General features: G+C 76.0%; 29 protein-coding genes and 1 riboswitch. Of the genes, 16 read left to right on the top strand and 13 right to left on the bottom strand.

What is annotated here, in order from left to right:
* Nucleotides 1–40: 40 nt before the first annotated feature.
* Entirely contained in the window at nt 41–655 is a 615-nt protein-coding gene (locus tag ACJTNH_RS11785; protein ID WP_458175827.1) for a class I SAM-dependent methyltransferase, read from the bottom strand.
* Nucleotides 656–705: 50 nt separating this feature from the next.
* Here ACJTNH_RS11785 and larC point away from each other — a divergent pair, with 50 nt between their 5' ends.
* Complete coding sequence (gene larC, locus ACJTNH_RS11780; protein WP_458175825.1) at nt 706–1,887, top strand: nickel pincer cofactor biosynthesis protein LarC; 1,182 nt, start codon at nt 706–708, stop codon at nt 1,885–1,887.
* Between the two features lie 233 nt (nt 1,888–2,120).
* Nucleotides 2,121–2,717: a TMEM165/GDT1 family protein gene (locus ACJTNH_RS11775; protein ID WP_458175823.1), complete on the top strand. Its 597-nt coding sequence runs from the start codon at nt 2,121–2,123 to the stop codon at nt 2,715–2,717.
* On the opposite strand, the gene ACJTNH_RS11770 is transcribed toward ACJTNH_RS11775, so the two are convergent.
* Nucleotides 2,718–2,933: a hypothetical protein gene (locus tag ACJTNH_RS11770; RefSeq protein WP_458175821.1), complete on the bottom strand. Its 216-nt coding sequence runs from the start codon at nt 2,931–2,933 to the stop codon at nt 2,718–2,720.
* Nucleotides 2,934–3,077: 144 nt separating this feature from the next.
* Between ACJTNH_RS11770 and ACJTNH_RS11765 the strand changes: the two genes are divergently transcribed.
* A complete protein-coding gene (locus ACJTNH_RS11765) occupies nt 3,078–3,665 on the top strand; it encodes a GGDEF domain-containing protein (protein ID WP_458175819.1) in 588 nt (195 codons plus the stop codon).
* 9 nt (nt 3,666–3,674) lie between these two features.
* Here ACJTNH_RS11765 and ACJTNH_RS11760 read toward each other — a convergent pair whose 3' ends face one another.
* A complete protein-coding gene (locus ACJTNH_RS11760) occupies nt 3,675–4,568 on the bottom strand; it encodes a haloalkane dehalogenase (protein ID WP_458175817.1) in 894 nt (297 codons plus the stop codon).
* Between the two features lie 124 nt (nt 4,569–4,692).
* On the opposite strand from ACJTNH_RS11760, the gene ACJTNH_RS11755 reads away from it, so the two are divergent.
* The 4 genes from ACJTNH_RS11755 (at nt 4,693) to ACJTNH_RS11740 (ending at nt 8,453) form a co-directional block, all read left to right on the top strand.
* On the top strand, nt 4,693–5,451 hold the full coding sequence (locus tag ACJTNH_RS11755; RefSeq protein WP_458175815.1) for a MerR family transcriptional regulator: 759 nt from the start codon (nt 4,693–4,695) through the stop codon (nt 5,449–5,451).
* A 114-nt stretch (nt 5,452–5,565) separates the two neighbouring features.
* Nucleotides 5,566–6,657, top strand: a complete 1,092-nt coding sequence (locus ACJTNH_RS11750) for an FUSC family protein (protein ID WP_458175813.1) — start codon at nt 5,566–5,568, stop codon at nt 6,655–6,657.
* Between the two features lie 147 nt (nt 6,658–6,804).
* A complete protein-coding gene (locus ACJTNH_RS11745) occupies nt 6,805–8,052 on the top strand; it encodes an MFS transporter (RefSeq protein ID WP_458175811.1) in 1,248 nt (415 codons plus the stop codon).
* A 29-nt stretch (nt 8,053–8,081) separates the two neighbouring features.
* A complete protein-coding gene (locus ACJTNH_RS11740; RefSeq protein WP_458175809.1) occupies nt 8,082–8,453 on the top strand; it encodes a TfoX/Sxy family protein in 372 nt (123 codons plus the stop codon).
* A gap of 118 nt (nt 8,454–8,571) precedes the next feature.
* On the opposite strand, the gene ACJTNH_RS11735 is transcribed toward ACJTNH_RS11740, so the two are convergent.
* From ACJTNH_RS11735 to ACJTNH_RS11725, 3 genes are all read right to left on the bottom strand, one after another.
* On the bottom strand, nt 8,572–9,366 hold the full coding sequence (locus ACJTNH_RS11735) for a methyltransferase domain-containing protein (RefSeq protein WP_458175807.1): 795 nt from the start codon (nt 9,364–9,366) through the stop codon (nt 8,572–8,574).
* A 37-nt stretch (nt 9,367–9,403) separates the two neighbouring features.
* Complete coding sequence (locus tag ACJTNH_RS11730) at nt 9,404–10,051, bottom strand: hypothetical protein (protein ID WP_458175806.1); 648 nt, start codon at nt 10,049–10,051, stop codon at nt 9,404–9,406.
* Nucleotides 10,052–10,241: 190 nt separating this feature from the next.
* On the bottom strand, nt 10,242–11,732 hold the full coding sequence (locus tag ACJTNH_RS11725; RefSeq protein WP_458175804.1) for an FAD-dependent oxidoreductase: 1,491 nt from the start codon (nt 11,730–11,732) through the stop codon (nt 10,242–10,244).
* A gap of 113 nt (nt 11,733–11,845) precedes the next feature.
* Between ACJTNH_RS11725 and ACJTNH_RS11720 the strand changes: the two genes are divergently transcribed.
* The 7 genes from ACJTNH_RS11720 to ACJTNH_RS11690 all read left to right on the top strand — a co-directional run bounded on the left by ACJTNH_RS11720 (nt 11,846) and on the right by ACJTNH_RS11690 (nt 16,926).
* A complete protein-coding gene (locus tag ACJTNH_RS11720; protein WP_458175802.1) occupies nt 11,846–12,211 on the top strand; it encodes an STAS domain-containing protein in 366 nt (121 codons plus the stop codon).
* 60 nt (nt 12,212–12,271) lie between these two features.
* A riboswitch (cobalamin riboswitch) is annotated at nt 12,272–12,460 on the top strand.
* 30 nt (nt 12,461–12,490) lie between these two features.
* Nucleotides 12,491–13,507 carry an ABC transporter substrate-binding protein gene (locus ACJTNH_RS11715; protein ID WP_458175800.1) on the top strand — a complete coding sequence of 339 codons (1,017 nt, stop codon included), beginning with the start codon at nt 12,491–12,493 and terminating at the stop codon, nt 13,505–13,507.
* Nucleotides 13,504–14,556: a FecCD family ABC transporter permease gene (locus ACJTNH_RS11710; RefSeq protein ID WP_458175798.1), complete on the top strand. Its 1,053-nt coding sequence runs from the start codon at nt 13,504–13,506 to the stop codon at nt 14,554–14,556. The genes ACJTNH_RS11715 and ACJTNH_RS11710 overlap by 4 nt, the downstream gene beginning before the upstream one ends.
* The gene (locus ACJTNH_RS11705) at nt 14,553–15,320 is read left to right on the top strand and encodes an ABC transporter ATP-binding protein (RefSeq protein WP_458175796.1); all 768 of its coding nucleotides are present in this window, start codon (nt 14,553–14,555) and stop codon (nt 15,318–15,320) included. The genes ACJTNH_RS11710 and ACJTNH_RS11705 overlap by 4 nt, the downstream gene beginning before the upstream one ends.
* A complete protein-coding gene (locus tag ACJTNH_RS11700; protein ID WP_458175794.1) occupies nt 15,317–16,036 on the top strand; it encodes a (2Fe-2S) ferredoxin domain-containing protein in 720 nt (239 codons plus the stop codon). Before ACJTNH_RS11705 ends, ACJTNH_RS11700 begins: the two co-directional genes overlap by 4 nt.
* 51 nt (nt 16,037–16,087) lie before the next feature.
* A complete protein-coding gene (locus ACJTNH_RS11695) occupies nt 16,088–16,435 on the top strand; it encodes an ArsR/SmtB family transcription factor (protein ID WP_458175792.1) in 348 nt (115 codons plus the stop codon).
* A gap of 62 nt (nt 16,436–16,497) precedes the next feature.
* Nucleotides 16,498–16,926: a hypothetical protein gene (locus tag ACJTNH_RS11690; protein WP_458175791.1), complete on the top strand. Its 429-nt coding sequence runs from the start codon at nt 16,498–16,500 to the stop codon at nt 16,924–16,926.
* Between the two features lie 9 nt (nt 16,927–16,935).
* Here the strand turns inward: ACJTNH_RS11690 and ACJTNH_RS11685 are convergent, their stop codons facing one another.
* Nucleotides 16,936–17,226: a DUF1540 domain-containing protein gene (locus tag ACJTNH_RS11685; RefSeq protein WP_458175789.1), complete on the bottom strand. Its 291-nt coding sequence runs from the start codon at nt 17,224–17,226 to the stop codon at nt 16,936–16,938.
* Nucleotides 17,227–17,337: 111 nt separating this feature from the next.
* On the bottom strand, nt 17,338–17,577 hold the full coding sequence (locus ACJTNH_RS11680) for a hypothetical protein (RefSeq protein ID WP_458175787.1): 240 nt from the start codon (nt 17,575–17,577) through the stop codon (nt 17,338–17,340).
* Nucleotides 17,578–17,648: 71 nt separating this feature from the next.
* Here ACJTNH_RS11680 and ACJTNH_RS11675 point away from each other — a divergent pair, with 71 nt between their 5' ends.
* Nucleotides 17,649–18,890: an arginine deiminase gene (locus tag ACJTNH_RS11675; protein WP_458175785.1), complete on the top strand. Its 1,242-nt coding sequence runs from the start codon at nt 17,649–17,651 to the stop codon at nt 18,888–18,890.
* 2 nt (nt 18,891–18,892) lie between these two features.
* Here ACJTNH_RS11675 and ACJTNH_RS11670 read toward each other — a convergent pair whose 3' ends face one another.
* Together ACJTNH_RS11670 and ACJTNH_RS11665 are read right to left on the bottom strand one after the other, a co-directional pair.
* Nucleotides 18,893–20,821, bottom strand: a complete 1,929-nt coding sequence (locus ACJTNH_RS11670; RefSeq protein ID WP_458175783.1) for an alpha/beta hydrolase — start codon at nt 20,819–20,821, stop codon at nt 18,893–18,895.
* Nucleotides 20,822–20,931: 110 nt separating this feature from the next.
* On the bottom strand, nt 20,932–21,690 hold the full coding sequence (locus tag ACJTNH_RS11665; RefSeq protein WP_458175781.1) for a zf-HC2 domain-containing protein: 759 nt from the start codon (nt 21,688–21,690) through the stop codon (nt 20,932–20,934).
* A gap of 48 nt (nt 21,691–21,738) precedes the next feature.
* Between ACJTNH_RS11665 and ACJTNH_RS11660 the strand changes: the two genes are divergently transcribed.
* A complete protein-coding gene (locus ACJTNH_RS11660; RefSeq protein WP_458175779.1) occupies nt 21,739–22,293 on the top strand; it encodes a sigma-70 family RNA polymerase sigma factor in 555 nt (184 codons plus the stop codon).
* 77 nt (nt 22,294–22,370) lie between these two features.
* Here the strand turns inward: ACJTNH_RS11660 and ACJTNH_RS11655 are convergent, their stop codons facing one another.
* The 3 genes from ACJTNH_RS11655 to ACJTNH_RS11645 all read right to left on the bottom strand — a co-directional run bounded on the left by ACJTNH_RS11655 (nt 22,371) and on the right by ACJTNH_RS11645 (nt 25,432).
* Entirely contained in the window at nt 22,371–23,162 is a 792-nt protein-coding gene (locus tag ACJTNH_RS11655; RefSeq protein ID WP_458175777.1) for a DUF4184 family protein, read from the bottom strand.
* 79 nt (nt 23,163–23,241) lie between these two features.
* The gene (locus tag ACJTNH_RS11650) at nt 23,242–24,228 is read right to left on the bottom strand and encodes a cytochrome c oxidase assembly protein (RefSeq protein ID WP_458175775.1); all 987 of its coding nucleotides are present in this window, start codon (nt 24,226–24,228) and stop codon (nt 23,242–23,244) included.
* A gap of 271 nt (nt 24,229–24,499) precedes the next feature.
* Nucleotides 24,500–25,432: a DUF5926 family protein gene (locus ACJTNH_RS11645; protein ID WP_458175773.1), complete on the bottom strand. Its 933-nt coding sequence runs from the start codon at nt 25,430–25,432 to the stop codon at nt 24,500–24,502.
* Nucleotides 25,433–25,509: the final 77 nt, after the last annotated feature.

Genomic DNA, 25,509 nt, shown 5'->3' with positions numbered 1-25,509 from the left:
GCTGGCCTGCCCAGTGTGTCGCGCGACCGCTCGCCGGTGATCAACTGACGTCGTCAGGCGGCCGGCGGGCGAGCACGGAGTGGGTGTGCCAGTGCTGCGGGCCGGCGTAGGCGGTGCCGTCGGCCTCCTGCAGCTCATGCCGGACGACGTCCAGGCCGGTGAGGAGGCGGTCGACCTCGGCGTCGGTGAGCGTGGCGATGTCGTCGGCGTCCGTGGTGGTGTCCCGCTCGCCGAACAGGTCGCAGGCCAGCCAGCCGCCGGGCAGCAACGCGGCCCGCATCAGCGACCACAGCCGCGGGAGGTGCGCCCCCGCGTAGGGCAGTGACCGGCCGGCGTGCACCAGGTGCGCCGACGGGAGCGCGTCGAGCTCGGCGAAGGTCTGTGTCCGCACGGTGAGCCGCTCGGCCTGGTCCGCCGGGAGACGGGCGGTCAGGGAGTTCCCGGCCGCCGGGTCGCCGTCGATCGCCAGCACCTGCCAGCCGTGGTCGAGCAGCAACGCCGTCTCCACGCCGGCGCCGAAGCCCAGGTCGAGCGCCAGCCGGCCCGCCCCTTCGCCGGCGTGCTGCACCAGCGCCGCGGCCAGAGGCCGGGGCGCGCGGTCGACCTGGGTCGCGTTGTAGCGGCTCCAGGCACCGGGGACGTCGAAGTGGGCCATCGCCGCGCACCCTAGGTCGTACGCCGGGCCGGGTGGGCCATGATCGGCGGGTGACGATCGGGTGGCTGGACCTGGCGGCCGGGGCGAGCGGGGACATGCTGCTCGGCGCGCTGGTCGACGTGGGGGTGCCGTTGGAGGTGCTGGCGGCGCCGGTGGCCGCGCTGCCGGTCGAGCGGGTCACCCTCACCACCGAGGCGGTGACCCGGCACGGCCTGGGTGCCACCCGGGTGCACGTGCACGCCCCGCCCAGCGACGTCCACCGCACCTGGGCCGATGTGCGGGCGCTGCTCGCCGAGGCTGCCCTGCCGGACACGGTGCGGAAGGGCGCTCTGGCCGTGTTCGAGCGGCTCGCCGTCGCCGAGGGGCGGGTGCACCGGGTGCCGGCCGAGGAGGTGCACTTCCACGAGGTCGGGGCGCTGGACGCGCTGGCCGACGTGGTGGGCGTGGTCGCCGGGTTCGCGCACCTCGGGCTCGACCGGCTCACCGCCTCCCCGGTCGCGCTGGGCAGCGGCTCGGCCCGCGGGGCGCACGGCGTCGTCCCGGTGCCGGGCCCGGCCGTGCTGGAGCTGCTGCGCGGCGTCCCGGTGGTCGCCGGGCCGGTGCCGGCCGAGACCTGCACGCCGACCGGCGCGGCCCTGCTCGCCGTCCACGTGCAGGAGTGGACGACGCTGCCCGCCATGCAGGTGCAGCGCGTCGGCTCCGGCGCGGGCGGGCGCGACCCCGAGCAGCTGCCCAACGTCGTCCGGCTGGTGGTGGGCGAGCCGGCCGACCAGCCGGCCGACGGGCTGCTGCTGGAGACCAACGTCGACGACCTCGACCCGCGGCTGTGGCCCGGCGTGCTCACCGAGCTGCTCGCCGCCGGGGCCTCGGACGCCTGGCTCACCCCGATCCTGATGAAGAAGGGCCGCCCGGCGCACACGCTGTCGGTGCTGTGCCGGCCCGGCGCGATCATCGCCGTCCAGGACGTCGTGGTCGCGACGACGTCCACGATCGGCATGCGGGTGCAGCCGGTGCGCAAGGTCGCCCTCGACCGCAGCCAGGCACGGGTCGAGGTGCTGGGCGGTCAGGTCGGGGTGAAGGTCGCCCGCTCGGCCGGCCGGGTGGTGAACGTGAGCGTCGAGTTCGAGGACGTCGCCGCCCTGGCCCGGCAGCTGCAGCTGCCGGTCAAGGAGGTGCTGCGGGCCGCCACCGCCGCGGCCGAACGAGCGCACCCGGTGACCCCGGCGAGCTGACCCGCCACCGAGGTCACACATGCGCGCGGCGCGACGTGGGCTAAGGTCGCCGGGCAGAAGGGGAGTAGCCCCCCGACCACTGGTCGACATGCTGGCGCGTCCGCGCGCCCGGTCAGTGGGCCCGCGTCCTCGCGGGTGGGCGAGACCTTCCGATCCGCAGCCACCCGTCGGTGCGCTGCCGGTCGGAGGCGCCCCCGCGCAGCCGCCCGGTGGCGCGAGCAGAGAGAGAACCCGTGGTCCCCTCGGTCATCCTGGCCGCCTTCGTGCTGATCCTGCCCGTCGAGCTGCCCGACAAGACGCTGTTCGCGACCCTGGTGCTGGCCACCCGGTTCCCGCCGCTGCCGGTCTTCGTCGGCGTCGGCACCGCCTTCGGGCTGCAGGTGGCCATCGCGGTCACCGCCGGCAGCCTGCTGTCCCTGCTGCCCGAGGCACTGGTCAGCGCCGTGGTCGCGGTGCTCTTCCTCGCGGGCGCCGTCCTGCTGTGGCGGGAGTCGCGCAAGGACGACGAGGACGACGAGGCCACCGCCCAGGCGCGGGAGCAGACCTCGTTCGTGCGGGCGGCGGCGATCTCCTTCGGCGTGCTGTTCGCCGCCGAGTGGGGCGACCTCTCGCAGCTGGCCACCGCCGGCCTGGCCGCCCGGTACGCCGAACCGCTGTCGGTGTTCATCGGTGCCTGGGCGGCGCTGCTGGTGATCTCGGGGCTCGCCGCGTTCCTCGGCCGCAAGCTCGCCGACCGGCTGCCGGTGCGCCTGCTGCACCGGGTCGCCGCCGGGCTCTTCCTGGTGTTCGCGGTGGTCGCGGTGGTGGAGACGGTCCGCGCGCTGACCTGATCAGCCGCCGCCGCCCCCGCCTCCACCGCCGAGCATCCAGCTGTTCTTGTTGACCGCGCCCCGGGCGTCCGCCTGGGCCGGGTCGTCGTACGGGGCGGGGTCGTTGCCCATCAGCCGGGGGCCCTCGTCCCGGGCGGGCCGGCGCAGCCAGACCACTGCTGCCACGGTCACCAGCACCGCGAGGACGACGAGCACCACCACCGCGACGTCGTTCATGCCCCGACCGTACGGGCCCCGCGGCGCCCCGGCCCGACCCCCGGACGGGTCAGGCTCCCGGCCCGACCTCAAGTCACCCCGCCGTCCTGCCGACCTGTGTCGGTGAACGGGCCCGTGAGCGGCCGCAGGAGAACGGGAGAGGCCATGGACACCATCCGGCTCGAGGAGTCGCAGGACGTGCTGGTGCAGACGGCGGCGGTCATCGCCGCCCAGCGTCAGTTCGCGCAGCGGCTGCGCCAGCGGACGGTCCCCGACCCCCTCACCGGCCTCCCGGTGCGCAGCCTGCTGGTCGACCGGCTCGAGCTGGCCCTGGCCGCCGCCGGCCCGGACACCGGCCGGCTGGCCGTGCTGTCCTGCAACCTCGACGGGATCACCGCGCTGGAGGACGCGCACGGCTCCGCCACCGCCGACGCCGCACGCACCGAGGCGGCCGGCCGGCTGGTCACCGCCGTCCGCCAGGGCGACGTCGTCGCCCGGATCAGCGCCCAGACGTTCGTGCTCCTCTGCCCCGGCATCGTCGCGGTCGAGGACGCGCAGGGCATCGCCCAGCGGGTCGCGGCTGCCTTCGACGAGCCGCTGCACCCCCGGCCGGGCCTCGACCACCGGGTCCGGCTCAGCGTCGGGGTGGCACTGTCGGGCCGGGCCTCGACCCCCGAGTCGCTGATCGCCGCGGCCAACGAGGCGATGACCCAGATCCGGCACGACCGGCAGGGCACCGGCCGGCACGGCTGACCCGCCGGCTCAGCCCAGCGTCGGGACCCAGTCGGCGAGCGCCCGGCCGATCTCGTCCGGGGAGTCCTCCGGCACGAAGTGCCCACCCGGCACGGTGACCTCGGCCAGCGCCGGCCAGCGTCGCACCACCGTCCGCTGCCGGCCGACCAGGATCGACCCCGGGTCGGCGTTCAGGAACAGCTTGGGCACCTCGCTGTGCGCCAGCCACTGGCCGTAGCGGCTGACGATGTCGTGCACGTCCGGCGGAGAGTGCTCGATCGGGATCTGCCGCGGCCACTCCAGCGTCGGCCAGCGGTCCTCGCGCTCCCGGAAGGGGGCCCGGTAGCGGTCGTGCGCCTCGGGTGAGAGCCCGCGCCGTACCTCGGCCGGCAGGATCCTCTCCACGAACACGTTCTGGTCCAGCACCTTGCGCTCGCCGTCGGGGCCGCGCATCGCCTGGAACACCGGCTTCGCCGCGCGCGGCCAGTCCGCCCAGATCACCGGGGTGACGATCGCCTCGGTGAACGCGATGCCGCGCACCGCACCCGGGTTCTTCGCGGCCCAGTCGAAGCCCAGCCCCGAGCCCCAGTCGTGCAGCACCAGCGTCACCCGCTCGGTGGCCCCGACCGCGCGCATGAACTCGGCCAGGAACCGGGCGTGCCGGTCGAAGGAGTAGGTGCCCGGCCCCGGGTCGGGCAGCTTGTCCGACTCCCCCATGCCGATCAGGTCGGGGGCGATGCACCGCCCGAGGTGCTGCACGTGCGGGATGACGTTGCGCCACAGATAGGACGACGTCGGGTTGCCGTGCAGGAAGACGATCGGGTCACCGCTGCCGGTGTCGACGTAGGCCATCTCCCGCTCCCCGACCCGCACCCGGGAGCGCGGGAACGGGTCGTCGGCGGGCACGGGCGTGGAGGCGGCCATGACGGGGCTGTGCCCCGCCGTCCCGCCGTCCGAACCCCGCCGACCAGATGCGCGTCCCGGTGGGCTTGACCCTGACGTCGGGTCAGGCTGTTGCGTGGTCCCCGTCAACGAGAGAGGAGGGGCGATGAGCTGGACGGTGGGTGAGCTGGCCCGGCTGGCCGGCGTCACGGTGCGCACGCTGCACCACTACGACCGGATCGGGCTGCTGCGGCCCAGCGAGCGGACGTCGGCGGGCTACCGCAGCTACGACGTCCACGACCTGGACCGGTTGCACCAGGTGCTGATCTACCGCGGGCTGGGGTTCCCCCTCGAGGAGGTCGCGACCCTGCTGGACGACCCCGACGCCGACCCCGCGGAGCACCTGCGCCGGCAGCACCGGCTGCTGCGGGACCGGCTCGAGGCCACCTCGGCGATGGTCGCGGCCGTGGAGAAGGAGATGGAGGCACGGCAGATGGGGATCTCCCTGACCCCGGAGGAGCGGTTCGAGGTGTTCGGCGACTGGCTCCCGGAGGAGTACGCCGGCGAGGCCGAGGAGAGGTGGGGCGACACCGAGGCGTGGGCCCAGTCCCAGCGCCGGACGGCGGCGATGGGCAAGGAGGACTGGCTGCGGGTCAAGGCCGGGACCGACGACGTCGAACGCCGTTTCGCCGACGCGCTGACCGGCGGCGTCCCCGCCGACGCGCCGCAGGCGATGGACCTCGCCGAGGAGCACCGGCAGCAGATCAGCCGGGACTTCTACGACTGCTCGCCCGAGCTGCACGCCTGCATCGGCCGGATGTACGTCGAGGACGAGCGGTTCACCGCGCACTACGACCGGATCGCCCCGGGCCTGGCGCAGTACGTGAGCACCGCCGTCCAGGCCAACGCCGCCCGCCAGGGCTGACCTGCCCCTCAGGGGGCCGAAGTCGCCACTTCGGCCCCCTGCCGGCCCCTCGGGCGAGCGACGTCACCTCCCCCTCCCCTCCACGGGACGGCGGGCAGGCCGCATGCTGGCCGGGTGGGGTGGGTCATCGGGCGGCTGCAGCAGCCGTGGGTGCAGCGGGCGGTCCGGGCGGCGCTGGCGGCCGGGCTGTCGTGGCAGGTGGCGTTGCTGCTGCCGCCGTCGCTGTCGGACTACGCCTACTACGCCCCGCTGGGCGCGGTCATCGCGGTCAGCCCGACGATCGCCGACTCGGCCTCGGCCGCGTGGCGCAGCCTCACCGCCATCCTGGTCGGCTTCGCGCTGGCCGTGGTCGTCTACGAGGTCACCCGGGCGGTGCCGAACGCGCTGACCATCGCGCTGATCGTCGCCCTGGCGATCGTGGTCGAGCAGTGGCGGTCGCTGTTCCGGGAGCAGGCCAGCTGGGTGAGCTTCGCCGCCGTCCTCATGCTCACCGTGGGGACGGCGGACCCGACCGAGTACGCCGTGCGCTACGCCGGGCTGACCCTGCTGGGCGCCGCCATCGGCGTGCTGGTGACCAGCCTGCTGTTCCCGCCGCTGCAGCTGACCACCGCGGTCGAGCGGGTCGCCCGCACCCGCACGCTGCTGGCCGAGCACCTGGAGACGATCGCCGCAGCGCTGCGCAGCGGGCAGGTGCCCGGCCCCGGGGAGTGGGAGGCCCGCGGCGACGACCTGGACCACGCCCTGGACCGGATGCGCTCGGCCGAGGCGCAGGTCGAGCGGGCCCGCCGGGCGAACCCGCGGGCGCGGCGATGGCAGGGCACGGCAGCCAGCATCCGGGAGCAGTCCCGCGCCCTCGACCGCGTCGCCGTCCTGATCGACGACCTCACCACGCTGGTCGTGGAGTTCCAGCCGCACCGGCGCGGCCTGGACCGGGTGGACGACGGCACCGGCTGGGTGGTCGCCGATGCGCTGGACGGGCTGGCCGGTGTCGTCCGGCTGCCGTACCACGACACCGACACCGAGCCCGACCAGCGCGACGCCGCCGTCGCCACCGCGCTGGCCGCCGCGGGCCGGCTGACCGCCCTCGTGCGCGCCTCGGAGATCGGCGACGACGAGGGCTTCTTCGCCCTCAGCGCGGTGACCATCGGGATGCACCGCTCGCTGCAGACCCTCGAGGCGCACGTCCGCTTCCCCACCCCGGCCTGACCCGCCTCCAGACCGGCCATGTCGACCAACACGGCCGCCATGCGCCGAGGCGTCGTCCCCGCATGCAGGACGAGGTTGCACGTGGAACGTGCGCCGTCGGCGAAACCGGACGACGGCGTCCCTGAGCCCGGCTAAGGTCCGGTACTCGTGAGCCGCGTCGGTGAGGTCCTGGTGCCGACACGGCTGGGGGGCAGCTTCCGGTGGCTGCTGGCCTCCTCGTGGACGACGAACCTCGGTGACGGGATCGCCCTGGCCGCCGGGCCGCTGCTGGTGGCCGCGCTCACCCGGGACGCGTTCCTCGTGGCGCTGGCCGCGACGGTGCAGTGGCTGCCGCCGCTGCTGTTCGGGCTGGTCGCCGGCGCGCTGACCGACCGGCTGGACCGGCGGCTGATCGTGCTCACCGTCGACCTCGCCCGGGCCGTGGTCCTGACCGTTCTCACCCTGGCGGTGGCCACCGACCGGGTGTCGATCGGCGTGGTGCTGGCCGCGCTGTTCCTGCTGGCCACCGCCGAGGTCTTCGCCGACAACAGCGCGCAGACCCTGGTGCCGATGCTGGTGGCCCGCGACGACCTGGCAGTGGCGAACTCCCGGCTGCAGACCGGCTTCATCACCGTCAACCAGCTCGCCGGCCCGCCGCTCGGCGCGGCGCTGTTCACCGTCGGCGCCGCGTGGGCGCTGGGCGCGCAGGCGGTGGTGATCGCGCTGGGCGCGGTGCTCGTCACCCGCGTCGTCCTGCCGGCCCGGGAGCCGCGCACCGGCGCGCGCACCGCGATGCGGCACGACATCGCCGAGGGGCTGCGCTGGGTGCGGCACCACGCCGCCGTCCGCACCCTGGTGCTGACCATCACGATCTTCAACGTCACCTTCGGCGCCGCCTGGTCGGTGCTGGTGCTCTACGCCACCGAGCGGATCGGGCTCGGCGAGGTGGGCTTCGGGCTGGTCACCACCGTCGGCGCCGTGGGCGGCATCGTCGGTGGCCTGACCTACGGGTGGATCACCCGCCGGGTGAGCCTGGGCGACCTGATGCGGATCGGCCTGGTCGTCGAGACCCTCACCCACCTGGCGCTGGCGCTGACCACCAGCGCGTGGGTCGCGCTGCCGGTCTTCTTCGCGTTCGGCGCGCACGCCTTCATCTGGGGGACGACGTCGGTCGCGGTGCGGCAGCGGGCGGTGCCCGGGCCCCTGCAGGGGCGGGTGGGCAGCGTCAACGTCGTCGGCGTCTACGGCGGGCTGGTGGTCGGCTCGGCCATCGGCGGGGTGCTCGCCCAGCACTGGGGCGTCACCGCCCCGTTCTGGTTCGCCTTCGCCGGGTCGGCGGTGTTCGTGGTGCTCATCTGGCGCGCGCTGCGGCACGTCGCCCACGCCGACGAACGACCGGTGCCGGCAACCGCCTGAGGACGGCGCCGACGCGGCATGCTGCGCGCATGACCTACGACCGGGAGCTGGCCGACCGGGTGCGGGCGGTGCTGTCCACCGAGCCGGGGGTGTCGGAGAAGGCGATGTTCGGCGGCCTGGCGTTCCTCCTCGACGGCGCGATGGCCGTGGCCGTCGCCGGGCAGGACGGCCTGATGGTGCGCAGCGACCCGGCGCGCGCCGACGAGCTCACCGCCGCCGAGGGGGTGGAGCGGATGGTGATGCGCGGCCGGGCCCTGGACGGCTGGCTGCTGGTCGCCCCGCAGGCCCTGGACGACGACACGCCGGACGACAGGGCACTGCGGGGATGGGTCGCCACCGGCCGCGATGCCGCCCGCAGCGGCCCCGCTCCACGCCGGGCGGGGTCCACCCGCACGAGATGACGTCGAGCCGCGGCTGCACACGGCCCGACGTCCTGGCGCGGCTCGATCTGACCGGGCGAGACTCGATCTGACCGGGCGAGACTCGATCCGACCGGGCGCGGCTGGAGCGGGCCGGCGTTCAGACCCGGACGAGCAGCTCGCCGTGCAGCATCCCGAGCCAGCCGTCGTCGGCCGCGGCCCAGGCCAGCCAGGCGTCGGCGACGTCCTGCAGGTCGGCCGAGGTGGCCAACCCGTGGGCCACCGCCTGCTCGGCGAACGCCGACGACGTGGCCCGCCCGGCCCACGACCGGCCCCACCACTCCCGTTCGGCCGGGGTGGCGAAGCACCAGGCCGACGTCGTCGCGGTGACGTCGCGCAGCCCGGCGGCGTGCGCCCAGGAGAGCAGCCGCCGTCCGGCGTCGGGTTCGGCGTCGTTGCGCCGGGCCACCTGCTGGTACAGCGCCAGCCAGCGGTCGAGCCCCGGGGACGCCGGGAACCAGGTGGTGGCCGCGTAGTCGACGTCCCGGACGGCGACCACCCCGCCGGGCCGGCAGACCCGGGCCATCTCGCGCAGCGCGGCCACCGGGTCGGTCAGGTGCTGCAGCACCTGGTGGGCGTGCACCACGTCGAAGGAGTCGTCCGGGAACCCCAGCGCGTAGCCGTCCCCGACCGCGAACTCGACGTCCACCCCGGCCCGGTCGGCGAGCTCGCGGGCCTCCGCCAGCGGCGCCGGCACGACGTCCAGTCCGACGACGCGCCCCGGCGCCACCCGGACGGCGAGGTCGACGGTGATCGTGCCGGGCCCGCAGCCCACGTCGAGCACGTCGAGCCCGGGGCGCAGCTCGGCCAGCAGGTACCCGGCGGAGTTCTCGACCGTGCGCCAGCGGTGCGACTGCAGGACCGGCTCCGCGTGCCCGTGCGTGTACGTGTCCACGCCGGCATCGTGCCGCATCGGACCAGACAGTGGGACGTCATTCCCAGACGGTGGGATGCTCCTCGGCCGCTCGGACCAGGTGGGCCGCGGCGTCGCCCAGGCCCTCGACGACGAAGCCGAAGGCGGCGAGCACCTCCCCCACCGCGGCGGTCATCGTGTCCTGCACCGCACCCTCGGCCAGCCGCCCGCGGGCCTGGCCCAGGGAGATGCGGTCGTGCTGCGCCCAGGAGACGATCACCGCCTGCTGCGCGGGGCTCGGGGTGAGGCACACCCCGCCGAGGGCCTTGCTGGAGGTGCGGCCGGAGCAGTCGTGCAGCGGCAGGCCGGCCTCGGCGAGCGCAGCGGCGACCTCGCACACCAGCCCGGTGAGCGGGTCGGCGTCGGAGATCAGCAGGTCCCAGTCGTCGGCCAGCCGGTCCAGCTGCGCCGACAGGTGGGCCAGGAAGGCGCGGTCGTCCGGGGAGAACCGCCGGGCCAGCGTCCCGTCGTCCCGGCGGACGCCGTAGGCGGCGACCACGGCGTCGGTGGGCACTCCGGAGGAGACCTCGGAGAGCGCGGCGTCCACGTGGGTCGGGAAGGGCCCGGCCACCACCTGGGCACCGCCGTCGACCAGCCACCAGCCCAGGTCGGCGACCGACTCGACGGTCGTCGCCTCCGGACCCGGGGTCCCGTTCGACACGCTCACTGCCACTCCTCTCCCCGACGCCGGCGGGGAGACCGACGCCGGCCCCACCGCGCCGGCGCTCCGGTCGGTGGACCACCCGAGGTCCTCGACCGGTGGACTGCACCGGAACGGCCCGACCGGACGACGTCCGGTTGCGCCTGCGGAGGAGCTATCGGCAGGACAGGTGCAGGAGGCAACTCGAACCGAGGGCTCAGACCTCGGTGAGCACCGCTCCGGCGACCGCCACGGCGCGCTCGCGGTCGGGAGTGACCAGGCCGATGCGGGTGCGCCGGTCCAGCAGGTCGGCCACGGTGCGCGCTCCCTCGAACCGGACGGCGAACCGCAGCTCCCCCACCGTCTCCTCCCGTCCCTCGACCACCAGCTCGTCCCCGAGCGCAGCGACCACAGGAGCCTCGGTGCCGTACCGGTGCACCAGCCGCGCCGGGGCGTCCACCCGGGCCAGCACCCGCTCGGGTGCCGCGCCGACCAGCGGCAGCCGGGCGGTGGGTGACCGGCGAGCGCCCCGGCCGAGCCGGTCGACCACCGCGTCGACCGCCTCGGCGGCGGTCGCCCGGTGGGTGGTGAGCTCCCCGCCGGCCACGGTCAGCACCGACCCGTCCCAGGACGGCACCGGCCGGCCGGACGGGTCGGCGGGGCCCGGGTGCAGCCCGGCGAAGGCACCGACCACGTCACTGGGCTGCAGCGGCACCGACAGCACCGCGTTCACCGCCGCCAGCAGCCGGCCGACCTCGGCGTCGCCGGGCGCCGGCACCTCTTCGGGCACCGGGCCGCCCACCGGTTCGTCGGTGACGCCCAGGTGCACCAGGCCGCCCGGCTGCGGCAGTGCCACGACGTACCGGGACCGCGATCCGGGCAGCGGGACGGCGAGCGCCGCGATCGGCCGGCCGAGCCGCGCGGCCGGCACCACCAGGTGCGTCCGGCGCAGGGGCACCAGGTCGACGCCCGGCGCCAGCCGCTGCACCGCCACCCCGGCGGCGTTCACCACCGCCTCCGCCCGCACCGCGACCGTGGTGCCGTCGGCCGACAGCTCGACCGTCCCGCCGTCCACGCCGGTCACGGTCACCCCGGTCAGCACCCGGGCGCCGAAGGCAGCGGCGGTCCGCGCCAGGGCGACCACCAGCCGGGCGTCGTCCTCGAGCTGCCCGGCCCAGGAGACGACGCCACCCCGCCCCGGTCGCACCGCCGGGAGGAGTCGCCCGACGCCCTCCGCCCCGACCCGGCCGGTGCCGGGCAGCGACCCGCGGCCGCCGCGCACCGAGACCCGGACGGCGTCACCCAGCCGGCCGCCGAGCTCGGCCAGCGCGCTGACGTCCCGGCCGGCGACGTCGGGCACGAGGAAGGGCAGCCGGCGGACCAGGTGCGGCGCGGTGACCCGCATCAGCACCGCACGTTCCCGGGCCCGCTGCCGGGCTGCGCCGACCTGCCCGCGCGCCGGGCGCCGCAGGCCGGCACCCAGCGTCGAGGGCCACCGGCTGGTGCCGGCAGCGAGGTCGGCGCGCTCGCAGAGGGCGACGGTGAGCCCGCGGGCCGCGGCGTCCAGGGCGATGCCCGCCCCGGTCACGCCGCCCCCGACGACCAGCACGTCGACCCCGTGCTCGGCGAGCCGGTCCAGGTCGCGGGCGCGCTGCCGGGGGTCCAGCGTCCCGGGCCGGGTGAGGTCCCTCGCGTCCGGCTGGGGCACCGGCAGACTGTAGCCGTGGCCGACGACCGGGCGACCCGGCTGGCGCACGCCGGCCCCGGCGTGCTGCCGGACTGATCACGTTTCAGCAGCTCGGACCGGGTATTGGTGCTCTCATGCCCATCGGCCACGATCCCCTCCCCGAGCCCGGCTCGGGTGAGGTGCTCCGGACCGAGGACGAGACCGGTCCGCTGCTGCGCCTCTCCGGCCGCATCGACCGTGAGGCCGTGCGCCGGTTCCGCTTGCTGGTCCCGCCGACGGCCTGGCCGCAGCGGGCCGACCTCACCGACGTGACGTCGCTGGACCCCACCGGGCTGGAGCTGCTCGTGCACCTGGCCCGCAAGCCCGCCCGCACCGGCGCGCGCCTGCAGTTGATCGGCCTGCCCGAGCAGCTGCGGCCGGTGCTCGACCGCGCCGGGATCTCCCGGCTGGTGGACGACGACGTCCAGCAGGCGCCGCCCGGGGCCCCTGCCCGCAACTGAGCACGACCGCACCTGCACGGCTGCGCAGGTGCGCCGTTGGCAGGCCGGGGCCCCACCTCGTAGCGTCCGCCCTGCCGTGGTGCTCGGGAAGCCGGTGTGATGCCGGCGCGGCCCTCGCCACTGTGAAGGGGTAGTTGCTGCGCCACGCCTGCGTCCCGCGCGGGCAGTCACTGGACCGAGAGGTCCGGGAAGGCGGCGCGGCCGCGTCGACCCCTGAGCCAGGAGACCGGCCACGGCACCGAGTCCGTCCACGAGGTGCTGGAAGGCGGCTGCATCCGCATGCCCACGTCAACGTCCACCCGCTCCACCCGGTCGGCCGGGCTGGCCGTCGCCCTGTCGGCGGCGTTGCTCGCCGGCTGCGGCTCCGACGAGCCCGACTCCGCCCGGGCCGCCGACGCCGACGGCTTCCCGGTCACCGTCAGCAGCTGCGGCCACGAGGCCACCGTGCCGGCCCCGCCCGAGCGCGCGGTGACGATCAACCAGGGCGCCACCGAGGTGCTGCTCGCCCTGGGCCTGGCCGACCGGATGGTCGGCACCGCCTACCTGGACGACGAGGTGTCCGACCGCTGGGCCGACGAGTACGCGAGCGTCCCGGTGCTGTCGGCGGAGTACCCGGACACCGAGACGCTGCTGACCGCCGAGCCGGACTTCGTCTACGGCTCCTACCTCACCTCCTTCGCCGGGGACGCCGCCGGCTCGCAGGCCGACCTCGCCGACCTCGGCATCCCCTCCTACGTCTCCCCGTTCGGCTGCGGTCGGGACACCCCCGGTGAGTCCGCCGGCGCCGACGGGGTCACCTTCGACGACGTCTGGGGCGAGCTGCGCGACATGGCGAGCGTGTTCGGCGTCGCGGAACGCGCCGAGGAGCTGGTCGCCGAGCAGCAGGAGCTGCTGGCCGACCCGGCGATCGCCACGGCCGGCGAGGGGCTGACCGTGTTCTGGTACGACAGCGGCGACACCACGCCCTTCGCCGGGGTGGGTGAGGGGGGGCCGCAGCTGCTGCTGGACTCGGTCGGTGCGACCAACCTCTTCGCCGACGTGCCCGGCACCTGGGCCGACGTCAGCTGGGAGCGGGTCGTCGAGGCCGACCCCGACGTGATCGTGCTCCCGGAGGCCACCTGGTCGACGGTCGAGGAGAAGAAGCGGTACCTGGCCGCCGACCCGGCGCTGTCGGCGCTGACCGCCGTCCGGGAGGAGCGGTACGTGGAGCTGCCGTTCACCGAGTCGACCCCCGGCGTCCGGAACGCCGACGGCGTGGTCTCCCTCGCCGAGCAGCTCACCGCGCTCGGCCGGTGACCGCCCTCAGCCAGGCGACCAGCACGGTCCGGCTGCCGCGGTCGCCGGTGCTGCTGGTCCCGGCGCTGATCGCGCTGCTGGTGCTCAGCGCCGTGGTGGCGGTGACGATCGGGTCGGCGGACCTGCCGCTGGGCACGGTCGTGCGCGCGGTGTTCGCCCGGGACGACGTCCCGCTGCTCACCGAGCACATCGTCTGGCAGCTGCGGCTGCCGCGGATCGCCGGCGCGGCCCTGGTCGGCGCGGGGCTGGCGCTGTCCGGCGCCGTGGTGCAGACGCTCACCCGCAACGCGCTGGCCGACCCCTACCTGCTGGGCATCTCCGGCGGGGCGTCGGTGGGCGCGGTGCTGGTGATCGTGCTCGGCGTCGGCGTCACCTCGCTGGGCGGTCAGCTCGCCGTCTCCCTCGCGGCCTTCGCCGGGGCGGTGCTGGCGCTGGTGCTGGTGCTGGCGCTGGCCACCGGTCGCAGCGGGGCGCTGCCGCCGGGCCGCACCGTCCTGGCCGGGGTCGCGGTCGGCCAGCTGGCGTACGCGGTCACCTCCTTCGTCGTCCTCTCCTCCGGGGACAGCGACGCCGCCCGGCGGGTGCTGCGGTGGACGGTCGGCTCGCTCGCCGGCACCCGCTGGGACGCCGTCGCGGTGGCCGCCGCCGTCGTCGGCGTGCTGGGCGCGGTGGTGCTGGCCGGTTCTCGGGCGCTGGATGCCTTCGCCTTCGGCGACCGGGCCGCGTCCAGCCTCGGTGTGCCGGTCGAGGTGACCCGGTGGGTGCTCTACGGCACGGTCGCCCTGCTCACCGGCGCGATGGTGGCCCTCGCCGGGTCGATCGGGTTCGTCGGCCTGGTGGTGCCGCACGCCGTCCGGCTGGTGCTGGGCCCACTGCACCGCCGGCTGCTGCCGGTCGCCGCGCTGGTCGGCGCGGTGTTCCTGCTGTGGGCCGACACCCTGGCCCGCACGCTGCTCGGGGACACCGAGGTGCCGATCGGGGTGCTCACCGCGTTCGTCGGGGTGCCGCTGTTCCTCGTCCTGCTGCGCCGCGAGCGGAGCCGGTCGTGACGCTGCAGGTCGAGGGCGCCACCTGGGCGGCCGGCGGGCGCACGCTGGTGGACGGCGTCGGGTTCAGCGTGCCCACCGGCCGGGTGACCGGGCTGCTGGGCCCCAACGGCTCGGGCAAGACGTCGCTGCTGCGCGGGGTGGCCCGGCTCAGCCGGCTGGCCGGCGGCAGCGTGCGGCTGGACGGCGACGACGTGCTGGCCCTGCCCCGCCGGGCGCTGGCCCGGCGGGTCGCGGTGATGGAGCAGGACGCCGGCACCGAGCTGGACCTGACGGTCGCCGACGTCGTGGGTCTGGGCCGCACCCCGCACCGCAGCCTGGTCGCCGCGGAGTCCGACGCCGACCGGGCCGCGGTGACCCGGGCGATGGACCGGGCCGGGGTGGCCGAGCTGGCCGGCCGCAGCTGGCCGACGCTGTCCGGCGGGGAGCGCCAGCGCGTGCAGCTGGCCCGCGCGCTGGCCCAGGAGCCGGAGCTGCTGGTGCTCGACGAGCCGACCAACCACCTGGACGTCGCCGCGCAGCTGCAGCTCATGCGCCTGGTGCGTGAGATCGGGGTGACCACGCTGGCCGCGCTGCACGACCTCACGCTGGCCGCCCGGTTCTGCGACGAGCTGGTGGTGCTACACCACGGCCGGGTCGCCGCCGCCGGGCCGGTGGCCGACGTGCTCACGCCCCGGTTGCTGGCCGAGGTGTGGGGTGTGCGCGGGCAGCTGGTCGACTCCCCGTTCAGCGACGGCCCGCTGGTCGCGATCGCGAGCGGGCCGTGAGCCGGCGGGTGCTGCTGGTCGCCCGCACCGGCCTGCACGCCGACCCGGTCGGGGCGCTGCAGCCGGCGGTCAGCGAGCTGGCCGCCGCCGGCACCGACGCCCGGGTCGCGGTGCTGGACGGGCACGGACCGACGGTGACCGCCGCCCTGGACGAAGCGCGTGCCGACGGGGTCGCCGACGTCGTGCTGGTGCCGGCGCACCTGCCGCCGGACCGGTACCTGGTCGCCTGGCTGCGCAGGGTGGTCGCCCACTGGCTGCGGTCGGTGGAGGGCGCCCCCGCCGTCCACCTGGCGGAGCCACTCGCGGCGACCGGCGAGGTGGCGGCCGTGCTGGCCCGGACGGCGGCGGGGCCGACCACCCGGCTGGGCACCGCGGCGGCGCCGCTGACCGTGCCGGCCTGGGAGCGGGTGCCGGCCCACCGGCGGCACGTGCTGGTCTGCCGCGGCCCGCGGTGCGCGGTGCTCGGCGCGGCCGGGGTGACGACCGCGCTGACCGACGAGCTGGCCGCCGCCGGCCTGGGCGACGACGACGTCCTGGTGACGGTCACCGGCTGCCTCGTCCCGTGCGCCCGCGGACCGTGGGCCGTGGTGCACCCCGAGGACACCTGGTACGGCGAGCTGGACGCCGACCGGGTGCGCCGCGTCGTCGCCGAGCACCTCGTCGCCGGACGCCCGGTCGAGGAGTGGCGGGTGCCCCGGGGTGACCCCGCGGGGTGACCCGTCGGCGGGAGCGACCGGCCCCGGCCGGCGGCCCGCTACCCTGGCCACGTGGGTCACCAGGGCATCGAGGGCTTCGCCATGCCCGAGCCCGACGAGGTGCGCCGGGCCGCCGAGGCGCTGCGCATGCTGGCCGACCCCACCCGGCTGAACATCCTGTGGGCCCTGATGCAGGGTGAGACGTCGGTGGCCTGCCTGGCCGAGCTCGCGCACACCTCGCCCACGTCGGTGAGCCAGCACCTGACCAAGCTCCGGCTGGCCGGGCTGGTGACCAACCGGCGCGAGGGCACGTTCGTCATCTACACCCTCGCCGACCGGCACCTGGAGGCGCTGCTGCGCCAGACGCTGTCGCACGCCGGCCACGGGGCGCCGGCCCCGGTCGAGCAGCCGCACCGCTGAGCGGTTGGCGGGCGACCGCCCGGGCAGGTCAGCCTCACCTCACTCGACGAGGGTGAGGTGCGATGGGTCTGCGACTGCCGGTCGGCGGTGTCACGGTGCTGCTCGGCCCTGCGGGCGCGCGTGCTGCCACGATGGCCGCCCTCGATCCGGGCAGCGCCCGGTGCGCCGAGGGGCACGCGTCGCTGCGCGTGCAGTGGCTGACCGCCCAGCCCGGCGACGACCTGGGCGCGCGCCTGGGCGCCGTGGAGCAGGCGCGCACCGGCAGCGCGTCCGTCGTCCTGGTCGACCACCTGACCGAGGGCCTGGGCGCGCGGGAGCGGCACGCGGTGCTCACCGCGTTGCGTGGCGTGGCGTCGTCCGGCCGCGCCGTCCTGGTGGACGACGGCGACCCGGTCGCGGCCCTGTCGATGGCCGACGGCGCGCTGCGCACCCCGTCGCTGGCCCTCGAACCGGTGCCCGACGCCGACCAGCTGGAGCGGCTGGTCGCCTGACCGGTGGGGTCAGCGGGCCTTGTAGGTGAGGCAGTCGGCCTTGTCGGCGGCCGAGCCGACCTGCACCGAGGCGGCACGGCACTCCAGTGCCTCGTTGTGCACGCACTCGGAGCGGTGGCAGGCGCCGACGACGCCGGTGCGGTCGAGGCCCGCGCGGAAGGAGATCTCCACGAAGGTGCCGCAGTGGGCGTGGTCGCCGCCGACGGTGATGGCGCCGGCGTGGCAGGTGTGCTCGGCGTTGTAGGAACAGCTGTCGACCGAGCAGTCCTGCACCTGGGGCATGTCCAGCATCTGGGTCATGCACCCAGGCTGACACCTGGCGGCCGCGCCCACCAGACAGGAGAGGCTGCCCTGACCAGCGGGCGGGCCGCTGACCAGGCGGTCGGCGCACGCTCCGCGACACGCCGCCGGTCAGCCGCGCCGGCGGCGCCCCACCGACGGCAGCCGGGTCGCCAGCGCCCGGGTGCCGTAGCCACCGGCCACCGCGGCCGCGACCAGCACGATCAGCAACCCGACCAGGCCGATCTGCTCGACCCCGACCAGCTGCAGCAGGAGCAGCAGCACGGCGGCCACCAGCAGCGACAGCCCCGCGGCGAGCAGCACGACCAGCCACCGCGGCTGGCCACCGGGAGGCGGGTCGGCGGGGGTCACCCCGGTAGTGGACCACGGGGCCGGGCGCCCCCGGGCTGGCCGCGCCGAGCAAGATCCAGCAGTCTCGGGGCATGAGCGCCCCGAACACCGCGACCACCGGCGTGAGCAGCGAGGTCGGCCGGCTGCGCACCGTGCTGCTGCACCGGCCCGGCGCCGAGCTGCGCCGGCTGACCCCGCGCAACAACGACGAGCTGCTCTTCGACGGCGTGCCGTGGGTGGCCCGCGCGCAGGAGGAGCACGACGCGTTCGCCGCAGCGCTGACCGAGCGCGGGGTCGAGGTGCTGCACCTCGACCGGCTGCTCGCCGAGGTGATGGCGGTGCCCGAGGCCCGCGCGGAGGTGATCACCGCCGCCGTCGACGACCCGCGCCTGGGGGCGACCCTGCGGCACGCCACCACCGCCCACCTGGACGGCCTGGCCCCGGCGGACCTCGCCCAGGCGCTCATCGCCGGGGTCGCCCACGACGAGCTGCGCGGCGGGCGCGGCCTGGCGTACCAGCTGATGGGGCGCGGTGAGTTCGTCGTCCCGCCGCTGCCCAACCTGATGTTCACCCGCGACTCCTCGGTGTGGGTCGGTGGGCAGGTCGCCGTCACCTCGCTGGCCATGCCGGCCCGCGACCGGGAGAGCGCGCTCACCGCGGCCCTCTACACCCACCACCCGCGGTTCGCCGGCACCGAGCAGCTCTACGGGCCGCACCTGGAACCCCTGGAGGGGGGCGACGTGCTGCTGCTCTCCCCCGGCGTGGTGGCGGTCGGGGTCGGCGAACGCACGACGGCCGGCGGCGCCGAGCGGCTGGCCCGGCGGGTGTTCGCGCGGGGCCTGGCGCACACGGTGCTCGTGGTCCCGATCGCGCAGGAGCGGGCGACGATGCACCTGGACACCATCGCGACGATGGTCGACGTCGACGCGATGGTCATGTACCCGGCGGTCGCCGACTCCCTCCAGGCCTGGACGGTCACCGCCGGTGACGAGCCGCCGGACGACGCGGACACCACCGAGCTGTCGGTGCGCGGCCCGCAGCCGTTCCTGGAGGCGGCCGCCGCGGCCATGGGGATCGACCGGCTGCGGGTGATCGACACCGGCCTCGACCCGGTCACCGCCGAGCGGGAGCAGTGGGACGACGGCAACAACACCCTGGCGCTGGCCCCCCGGCTGGCGGTGGCCTACGAGCGCAACACGGTGACCAACGCCGCGCTCGAGGCGGCCGGCATCGAGGTGCTCGCCATCGCCGGGTCGGAGCTGGGCAGCGGACGGGGCGGCCCGCGGTGCATGTCCTGCCCGGTGCTCCGCGACCCGCTGCCCGCCGCGCGCTGAGGTCAGGCGCCCGGGTCGAAGGCCTGCACCGCGGGCAGGAACACCTGCTCCCGGAGGACGTCGCTGCGGGCCGGGCTGCTGGTCAGCTGCACGACCGCCAGGCCGGCGGGCGTCTCGGCCAGGGCCAGGTCGACCCGCTGGCCGAGGTCGTCGAGCCGGTACAGGTCCCAGGTGAGCGACCCGGTCTGCACCTGCTCCACCGGTCGGGGCGCGGCGGCGCCCAGCTGCACCGCCAGCTGCTGCAGCACCTGGTCGGGCGCGGCACCCGGGGCGACCTGCTGCACCAGGGTCACCAGCGGCGACTGCTGGAACGCCCCCGGCAGCACCTCGGCCCAGCCCTCCGGCCGGACGCCGGAGACGCCCAGGTCCTCGCTCTCCCAGGGCACCGTCTCCACGGCCACGCCCTCGGCGGTGAACACCGGGGGCTCGACGTCCTCGACGCAGGAGACGTCGGGCTCGGCGTCCGGGTCGGCCAGGAACTCCTGCACCAGCTGCGCCGCGCACTCGTGCGTGCCCACCGAGCCGTGGCCGGTGTACGGGAACTCGACGAACACCGCGTTCGACAGGCCCTCGGCCAGCTGCTCGCCCCAGCGCGGCGGCGTGATCGGGTCCAGCTCACCGGCCAGCACCAGGGTGGGCAGGTCGCTGCTGACCGCCTCGTCCTCGCCCGGCCCGGGCTCCCCGGCGCCCCAGTCGGCGCAGACGTCGAAGACGCCGGGCCCCTGGGTCGGGTTGCCGGCGAAGAAGCCCTCCACCAGCGGGTGCTCGGTGGCGGCCTGCGCCACGGCCTCGCGGTCGCTGGAGCTGACCTCCTCCTGGCACTGCACGGACAGCTGCTGGCCCACGCTCACCAGGTCCAGCTGCTGCACAGAGGCGCCCAGCAGCAGGCCGATCGTGCCGAACTCGCCGTCGGCGGCTGCGTCGAGCACCTCGGGCAGGAAGGGGATCAGCTCGGTGGAGTACATGCTCTGGAACAGGAACCCGACCAGGCCGGCGCCGTCCAGCGGGCTCTCCACCCGCTCGCCGGTCGTCGGGTCGACGACGGTGACCGGGACCGGGGCGGCGTCCAGCCGCGCGACGAGGTCGGTGACGGTCTGCTCGAGGTCGGGGTGGCGCGCGGCGCAGGCTGCGTCCGCGGCGCAGGTGGCGAACAGCGCCTCGATCGCCGCGGCGGCGTTGCCCGGGCCCTCCTCGTACAGGTCGGCGTCGATCGGGTAGGCGGCGTCCAGCATCACCGAGCGGATGCCCTCAGGGAAGTCGCGCACGGCGGTCTGCGCGAGCCGCGTGCCGTAGGAGATGCCGTACAGGTTCCACTCCTCCAGCTCCAGTGCCCGGCGCAGGTCGTCGAGGTCGGCGGCAGAAGCGGCGCTGTCGTAGTCGGCGGGGTCGACACCCTCGTCGAGCAGCCGCTGGTGGCACTCCGCCAGCGTCGCGGTCGCCTGGGCCGCCAGCTCGTCGGCCGGTTCGCCCGATCCGAGCGACTCCCGGACCCACGAGCTGTACTCGTCGCACGCCAGTGACGGCTCGCTGAGCCCGGTGCCCCGCTGGTCGAGGAGGACGAGGTCCCGGTCCTGGGCCAGCGGCTCGTACAGCTGCTCGAAGGCGAGGGGCACGAACTCCAGCGCGCCCTGCCCCGGCCCACCGGAGAGGTAGACGACCGGGTCGTCGGCCGGCTCCTCGGCCGCCGCGCGGACCACCCCGAAGGCCAGGGTGACCGTGCCGGCGTCCGGGTCCTCGCGGTCGGCCGGCACCTCCAGCGTGCCGCAGTCCAGCTCGACCCCGGCCGGCACCTCGACCTCGCAGGCCCCCCACTCGACCGCCCGGGACGCGGCCTCGGAGGTCGCCGGGGCGTCGCCGTCGTCCCCCGAGCCGGTGCACCCGGCCAGCAGGAGGAGCAGGGCGAGCGGCACAGCCGCCGGACGACGATCCACGTGGACACTCTCCGCACTCGACGACGGGCTGGACGTTCACCGGTGCCGGCCCGGGCCGGTTGACCACCGCGGGCAGTCAACCAGCTCAGCGACCCGTTCTCCTGCCCGGATCAGGCGGCGCGGCGCTCCCCGGCGGTGGCGGTGGCGTCGCGCGGCCAGTCGGGGCGGGCGTCGTCGTCCGCCGTCGCCCACGCCGGCTCGTCGATCGCCGGGACGAGGCGCGGCGTTCCGTCCCGGGCCCGGCCGACCGGGCCGGTGGGCCGCGTCCTGGTCCGCAGCGCCAGCACGCTCACCAGTACCGCCCCGGCCAGCAGCAGCAGGTGCCCGACCGCCCGGCCGGCGTGCACGTGCCCGGCCCCGAGGTCGGACAGGGTGACCCAGATGAGCGCGGCGGTGAACGGCAGCAGGAACGGCAACGAGCCGATCGCCAGCCGGGGCAGCACGGCGACCACCAGGAAGCACGCGGCGAGGCCCAGGTTCCAGGCCCCGGTCTCGTGTGCCAGGTGCACCGGCGCGCTCATCCCCGTGCCGGCGCCGCTCAGCGCGGGCAGGCTCACGGCAAGCTGACCGGCCCCGACGACCAGCAGCGCGAACCGGACGACGGTGTCCAGCCACCGGCGCCGTCCCGTTGTGGCCGGCGCCGGGGTGGGCGCGGTGGCCGGCAGCCGGCCGAGCACCGCTGCGGTGACGTCGGGCACCGCGACCACCGGGGTCAGCCGCGCCCGCCGGGTCACCTCGGCCGCGGCGTCCGCCCAGGCACGGCAGCCGGCGCAGCCGGCCAGGTGCTCGTCGACCCAGCGCTGCGGACGGCCCGGGGACTCGCCGTCCAGACCGGCCGAGACGGCCTCACGACACGCTGCACAGCTCACGCTGGCATAGTCGCCGCCGACAGACGCAGAGTTCCCGGAGGGTGTGACGTGGGGCAGCTGGAACGTCTCGCGGCACGAGCAGCCGAAGGCGACGGCGCGGCGCAGGCCGCACTGATCCGGGAGACGCAGGCCGACGTGTGGCGGCTGTGCGCCCATCTCGCCGACCGGCAGGTGGCCGAGGACCTCACCCAGGAGACCTACCTGCGCGCCCTGCCGGCACTCGCCCGGTTCGAGGGCCGGTCGTCGCTGCGCACCTGGCTGCTGTCGATCGCCCGCCGGGTCTGCGCCGACCACCTGCGCGCCCGCACCCGGCGCGGGCTGGTGCTGGTCGGCGAGGACACCGAGCTGGCCGACCTGGCCCGCGACGTCCCGGCCGACGAGGTGGGCGGCACGGTCGCCGCCCAGGACGTGCTGGACCGGCTGGAGCCCGAGCGCCGGGAGGCCTTCGTGCTCACCCAGCTGATCGGGCTGCCCTACGCCGAGGCCGCCGAGGTGGTCGGGTGCCCGATCGGCACCATCCGATCCCGGGTCGCCCGGGCCCGCGCCGACCTGGTCGAGGCCCTCGTCGCCGCCGACCACCCGCGCTCCCGCCGCCCCTCCTGACCCGCCCGGCCAGGCCCCGTCCGTCCCCGCCCAGTCCGGCCCCGCCCGGCCATGTTGGCGAACAGGGCCGGGGGACGTCAGCGCCTGGCGACCTGCTCCGCTCGACGGCGGGTCCCGGCGCGGTGCACGTGCCAGCCGACGGCGTACACCAGCAGCGCGGCGATGAACGCGGTGCCGGCCTCGACCAGGAACGTCCGCAGCTCCGCCTCGGCCACCCCGACCCGGTCGACGGCCCCGCCCAGCTGATAGGCGTCGCGGATCTCCGGCAGCTCCAGCGCTGCGGCAACCGCTCCGGCCAGCACCGTCACCGCGCCGATCAGCGCAGGCAGGGCGGTGCGCGGTCGGCGGGGCAGCAGGACGCCGTCCGGCACCGGCTGCGGCGGCGTGGCCCGCCACCAGCGCACCAACCACCACAGCAGGGCGACACCGCCGAGCACGCTGAAGGCGACCTCCAGCCGCAGCGCCCAGGGGACGCCCGGGGCGCGGGTCAGCTCGTCCCACACCAGGTGCGTCGCCGCCCCGACGACCAGGGACACGGCGATGAGGCCCAGCGCCGCCGGGCTGCGCCAGCGGAACCCGAGGGCCGCGGGTGCCGCCCGCCCGGCGGCCGGCGGCGGCAGCAGGGCGAGGACCGGGCGCTTGAGCAGCACTTGGAAGGTGGCCAGGAGCACCGCCCCGATGAGCGGGTCCAGCCAGAGCACGGACGACAGCTCGTGCGTCAGCGTGAGGTTGTAGTCACCGCCGAGCCACTGCAGCGACACGTAGTAGGGCAGGTCCGGGGCCAGCGAGCCGGCGACCAGCGCGGAGGGCACCAGCGGGCTGCGCAGCAGCGGCAGCACCACCGCCGGGTGGGCGAGGGTGAACGGCACGGCAGCAGGCTAGGGGGCGCGGACGCCGGCCTCCGGTACCCCGACCGGCCCGTGCGACCGTGTCACCGACGGCCGTCGGTCAGGGGTTCTGGGCCGCCATGCGGCGCAGCCGCTCGTTGTAGGCGACCAGCGCCGGGTCGTCGCCGCTCTCCCCGCGGGCGATCGCCCGGTCCCGGGCGCGGTCGGCGGCCTTGTTCGACCGCTCCTCCGACCGCACCCAGGAGAAGAACACCACCGCGAGCACCAGGACCGTCGGGAACTCCCCGAAGGACCACGCGATGCCCCCGGCCAGGCCCTGGTCGTAGAGCGGGTCGATGCCCCAGGACTCCGGCGGGGTCGCGTAGCTGGTCAGCAGCAGCGAGCTGCTCATCATCACGATGACCCCGAAGAACGCGTGGAACGGTGCCGGGAGCAGCAGCTCGAGCATCCGGGCGCCGTGCCCGGAGCGCCGCGGCCAGGGGTCGACGGCCAGGATCGGCCCGAAGAACAGCAGCCCGGTGACCAGGAAGTGGAGCAGCATGAACGTGTGCCCGGGCACCGTCGACATCAGGTCGTCGAAGATCGGCGTGAAGTAGAGGCCGTAGAGGCTGGCGATGAACAGCGGCACGGTGAACAGCGGGGAGGCGACCGCCTGGCTCAGCCGGCTGTGCAGCAGCGTCAGCAGCAGCCGCCGGGGCATGCCCGAGGGGCCCTGGGCGGCCGGCAGCACCCGCAGCGCCAGGGTCACCGGTGCACCCAGCAGCAGGAACAGCGGGGTGATCATGCTCAGCACCATGTGCTGCACCATGTGCAGGCTGAACAGCGCCATCCCGTAGGACTGCAGACCGCTCGCGGTCACGTAGAACAGGCTCGCGCAGCCGGCCAGCCAGGACGCCGTCCGGAGCGGTGACCAGGTGATCCCCCGCTGCCGCAGCCGGAGCAGACCGACCAGGTAGGCGGCGGCGAGCAGCACGGCCAGCCAGGCGACCGGCGAGGCCGCGCCGAGGTCCAGCCCGAGCACCCGGGCGGTCGTCGGCGGGAGCTCCGGCATGTGCATCGACCCCATGCCGCCGTGCTCGTGGTCCACGTTCGTCCTCCCTCATGCCCGCCGTGCCGGGTCCACGGTAGGCCCGCCGCGGGCGGGGGTGCCTGCGTGGCCGCTCACGTGACCCCGGACACTGTCACCGGAACGAGTTCGGCCGTTCGCCTGGAGGCCGGGCGCCGGCTGCCGATGCCGCTGGTGAGCGCGACCGGCCGGACGCCGTCCGCGTGACCGCCGGGTCGTGGTCGCCTCCGCACGGGGGGAGGCGACCACGGCCCGGCCCTCAGCTCTGCGGGCCGGCCCGGCCCAGCGGCGGTCAGCGCAGGGTGACCTGGCGGGACAGCAACCCGGCCCGGGCGCGCCGCTCGTCCGCGGTGAGCGGGTCGGTCACCGCGAGGGCGGCCTCGAGCCGGGTCTGCAGCTCGGCCGACGGGCCGGCCCAGTCCGCACCCGGCGTCTCCGCCGGCACGTCCCACACCGGCACCAGCAGGCCGAGGGCGCGGAAGGCCCCGGCATAGCGGGTGCCCTCCCCCAGGGTCAGCTGCTCGGCGGCCCGCAGCCGGGCCAGCGCGTCGAGCAGCTGCTCCTCCGGCTCCGGCCGCACCCACCGGACGTGCGCCCGGTCGTCGCTGGGCCGGCACCAGTACGCGGCCTCGAGGCCGGCCAGCCGCACCGTGGGCATGACCATCTCGTTGGCGTGCTGCAGCCCGGCCCGGGCGGCCGGGTCGACCTGGGCGCCCTCCAGCCAGAACTCGAAGTCGTCGTGCACCGTGACCTTGAAGGGCGCGGAGAGGTCCAGCAGCTCCTGCAGCCGGGGCCCAGCCGAACCGGCGCCACCGATCGGGCCCGGGTCGACCGGGGCACCCGCCGGGGCCTCCAGCGCCGCGGCCAGCGCCGTCCCCAGGTCGCGGCTCACGTCGTCCGAGGAGGTCGCCAGCTGGACGCCGAGCAGGATCTCCCCGTTTGCGCGCACCAGCGCCGGGGTGCCGCCGGGCAGCACGCTGGCCAGGGTGACCGAGCGGCCGTCGGTGGTGGTCAGCGTGGCGGTCGCGGCCGGCACCAGCTCGCGCAGCGCGACCCAGTCGACCTCGGCGGGCAGGCCCTCGAAGGGCCGCAGCACCGGCTGGGCGTAGCCCGAGCCGTGGCAGTGCTTGTACCGGCGGCCGGACCCGCAGGGGCAGGGGGCCTTGGGGTTGACCTCCCCGGCGGCGGGGGCGACAGCGGCGGCGGAGCGCTTGCGTGGAGCCATGCCCGCCAGCCTATGTGGCTCCCCGGCGCGACCCTCGCACGCGCACGCCGGGCGGCCGTTGGACGGGCCGGGCCGGC

The sequence above is a fragment of the Modestobacter lacusdianchii genome, from assembly GCF_054177765.1.
This window is presented reverse-complemented; position numbering and strand designations above follow the sequence as displayed.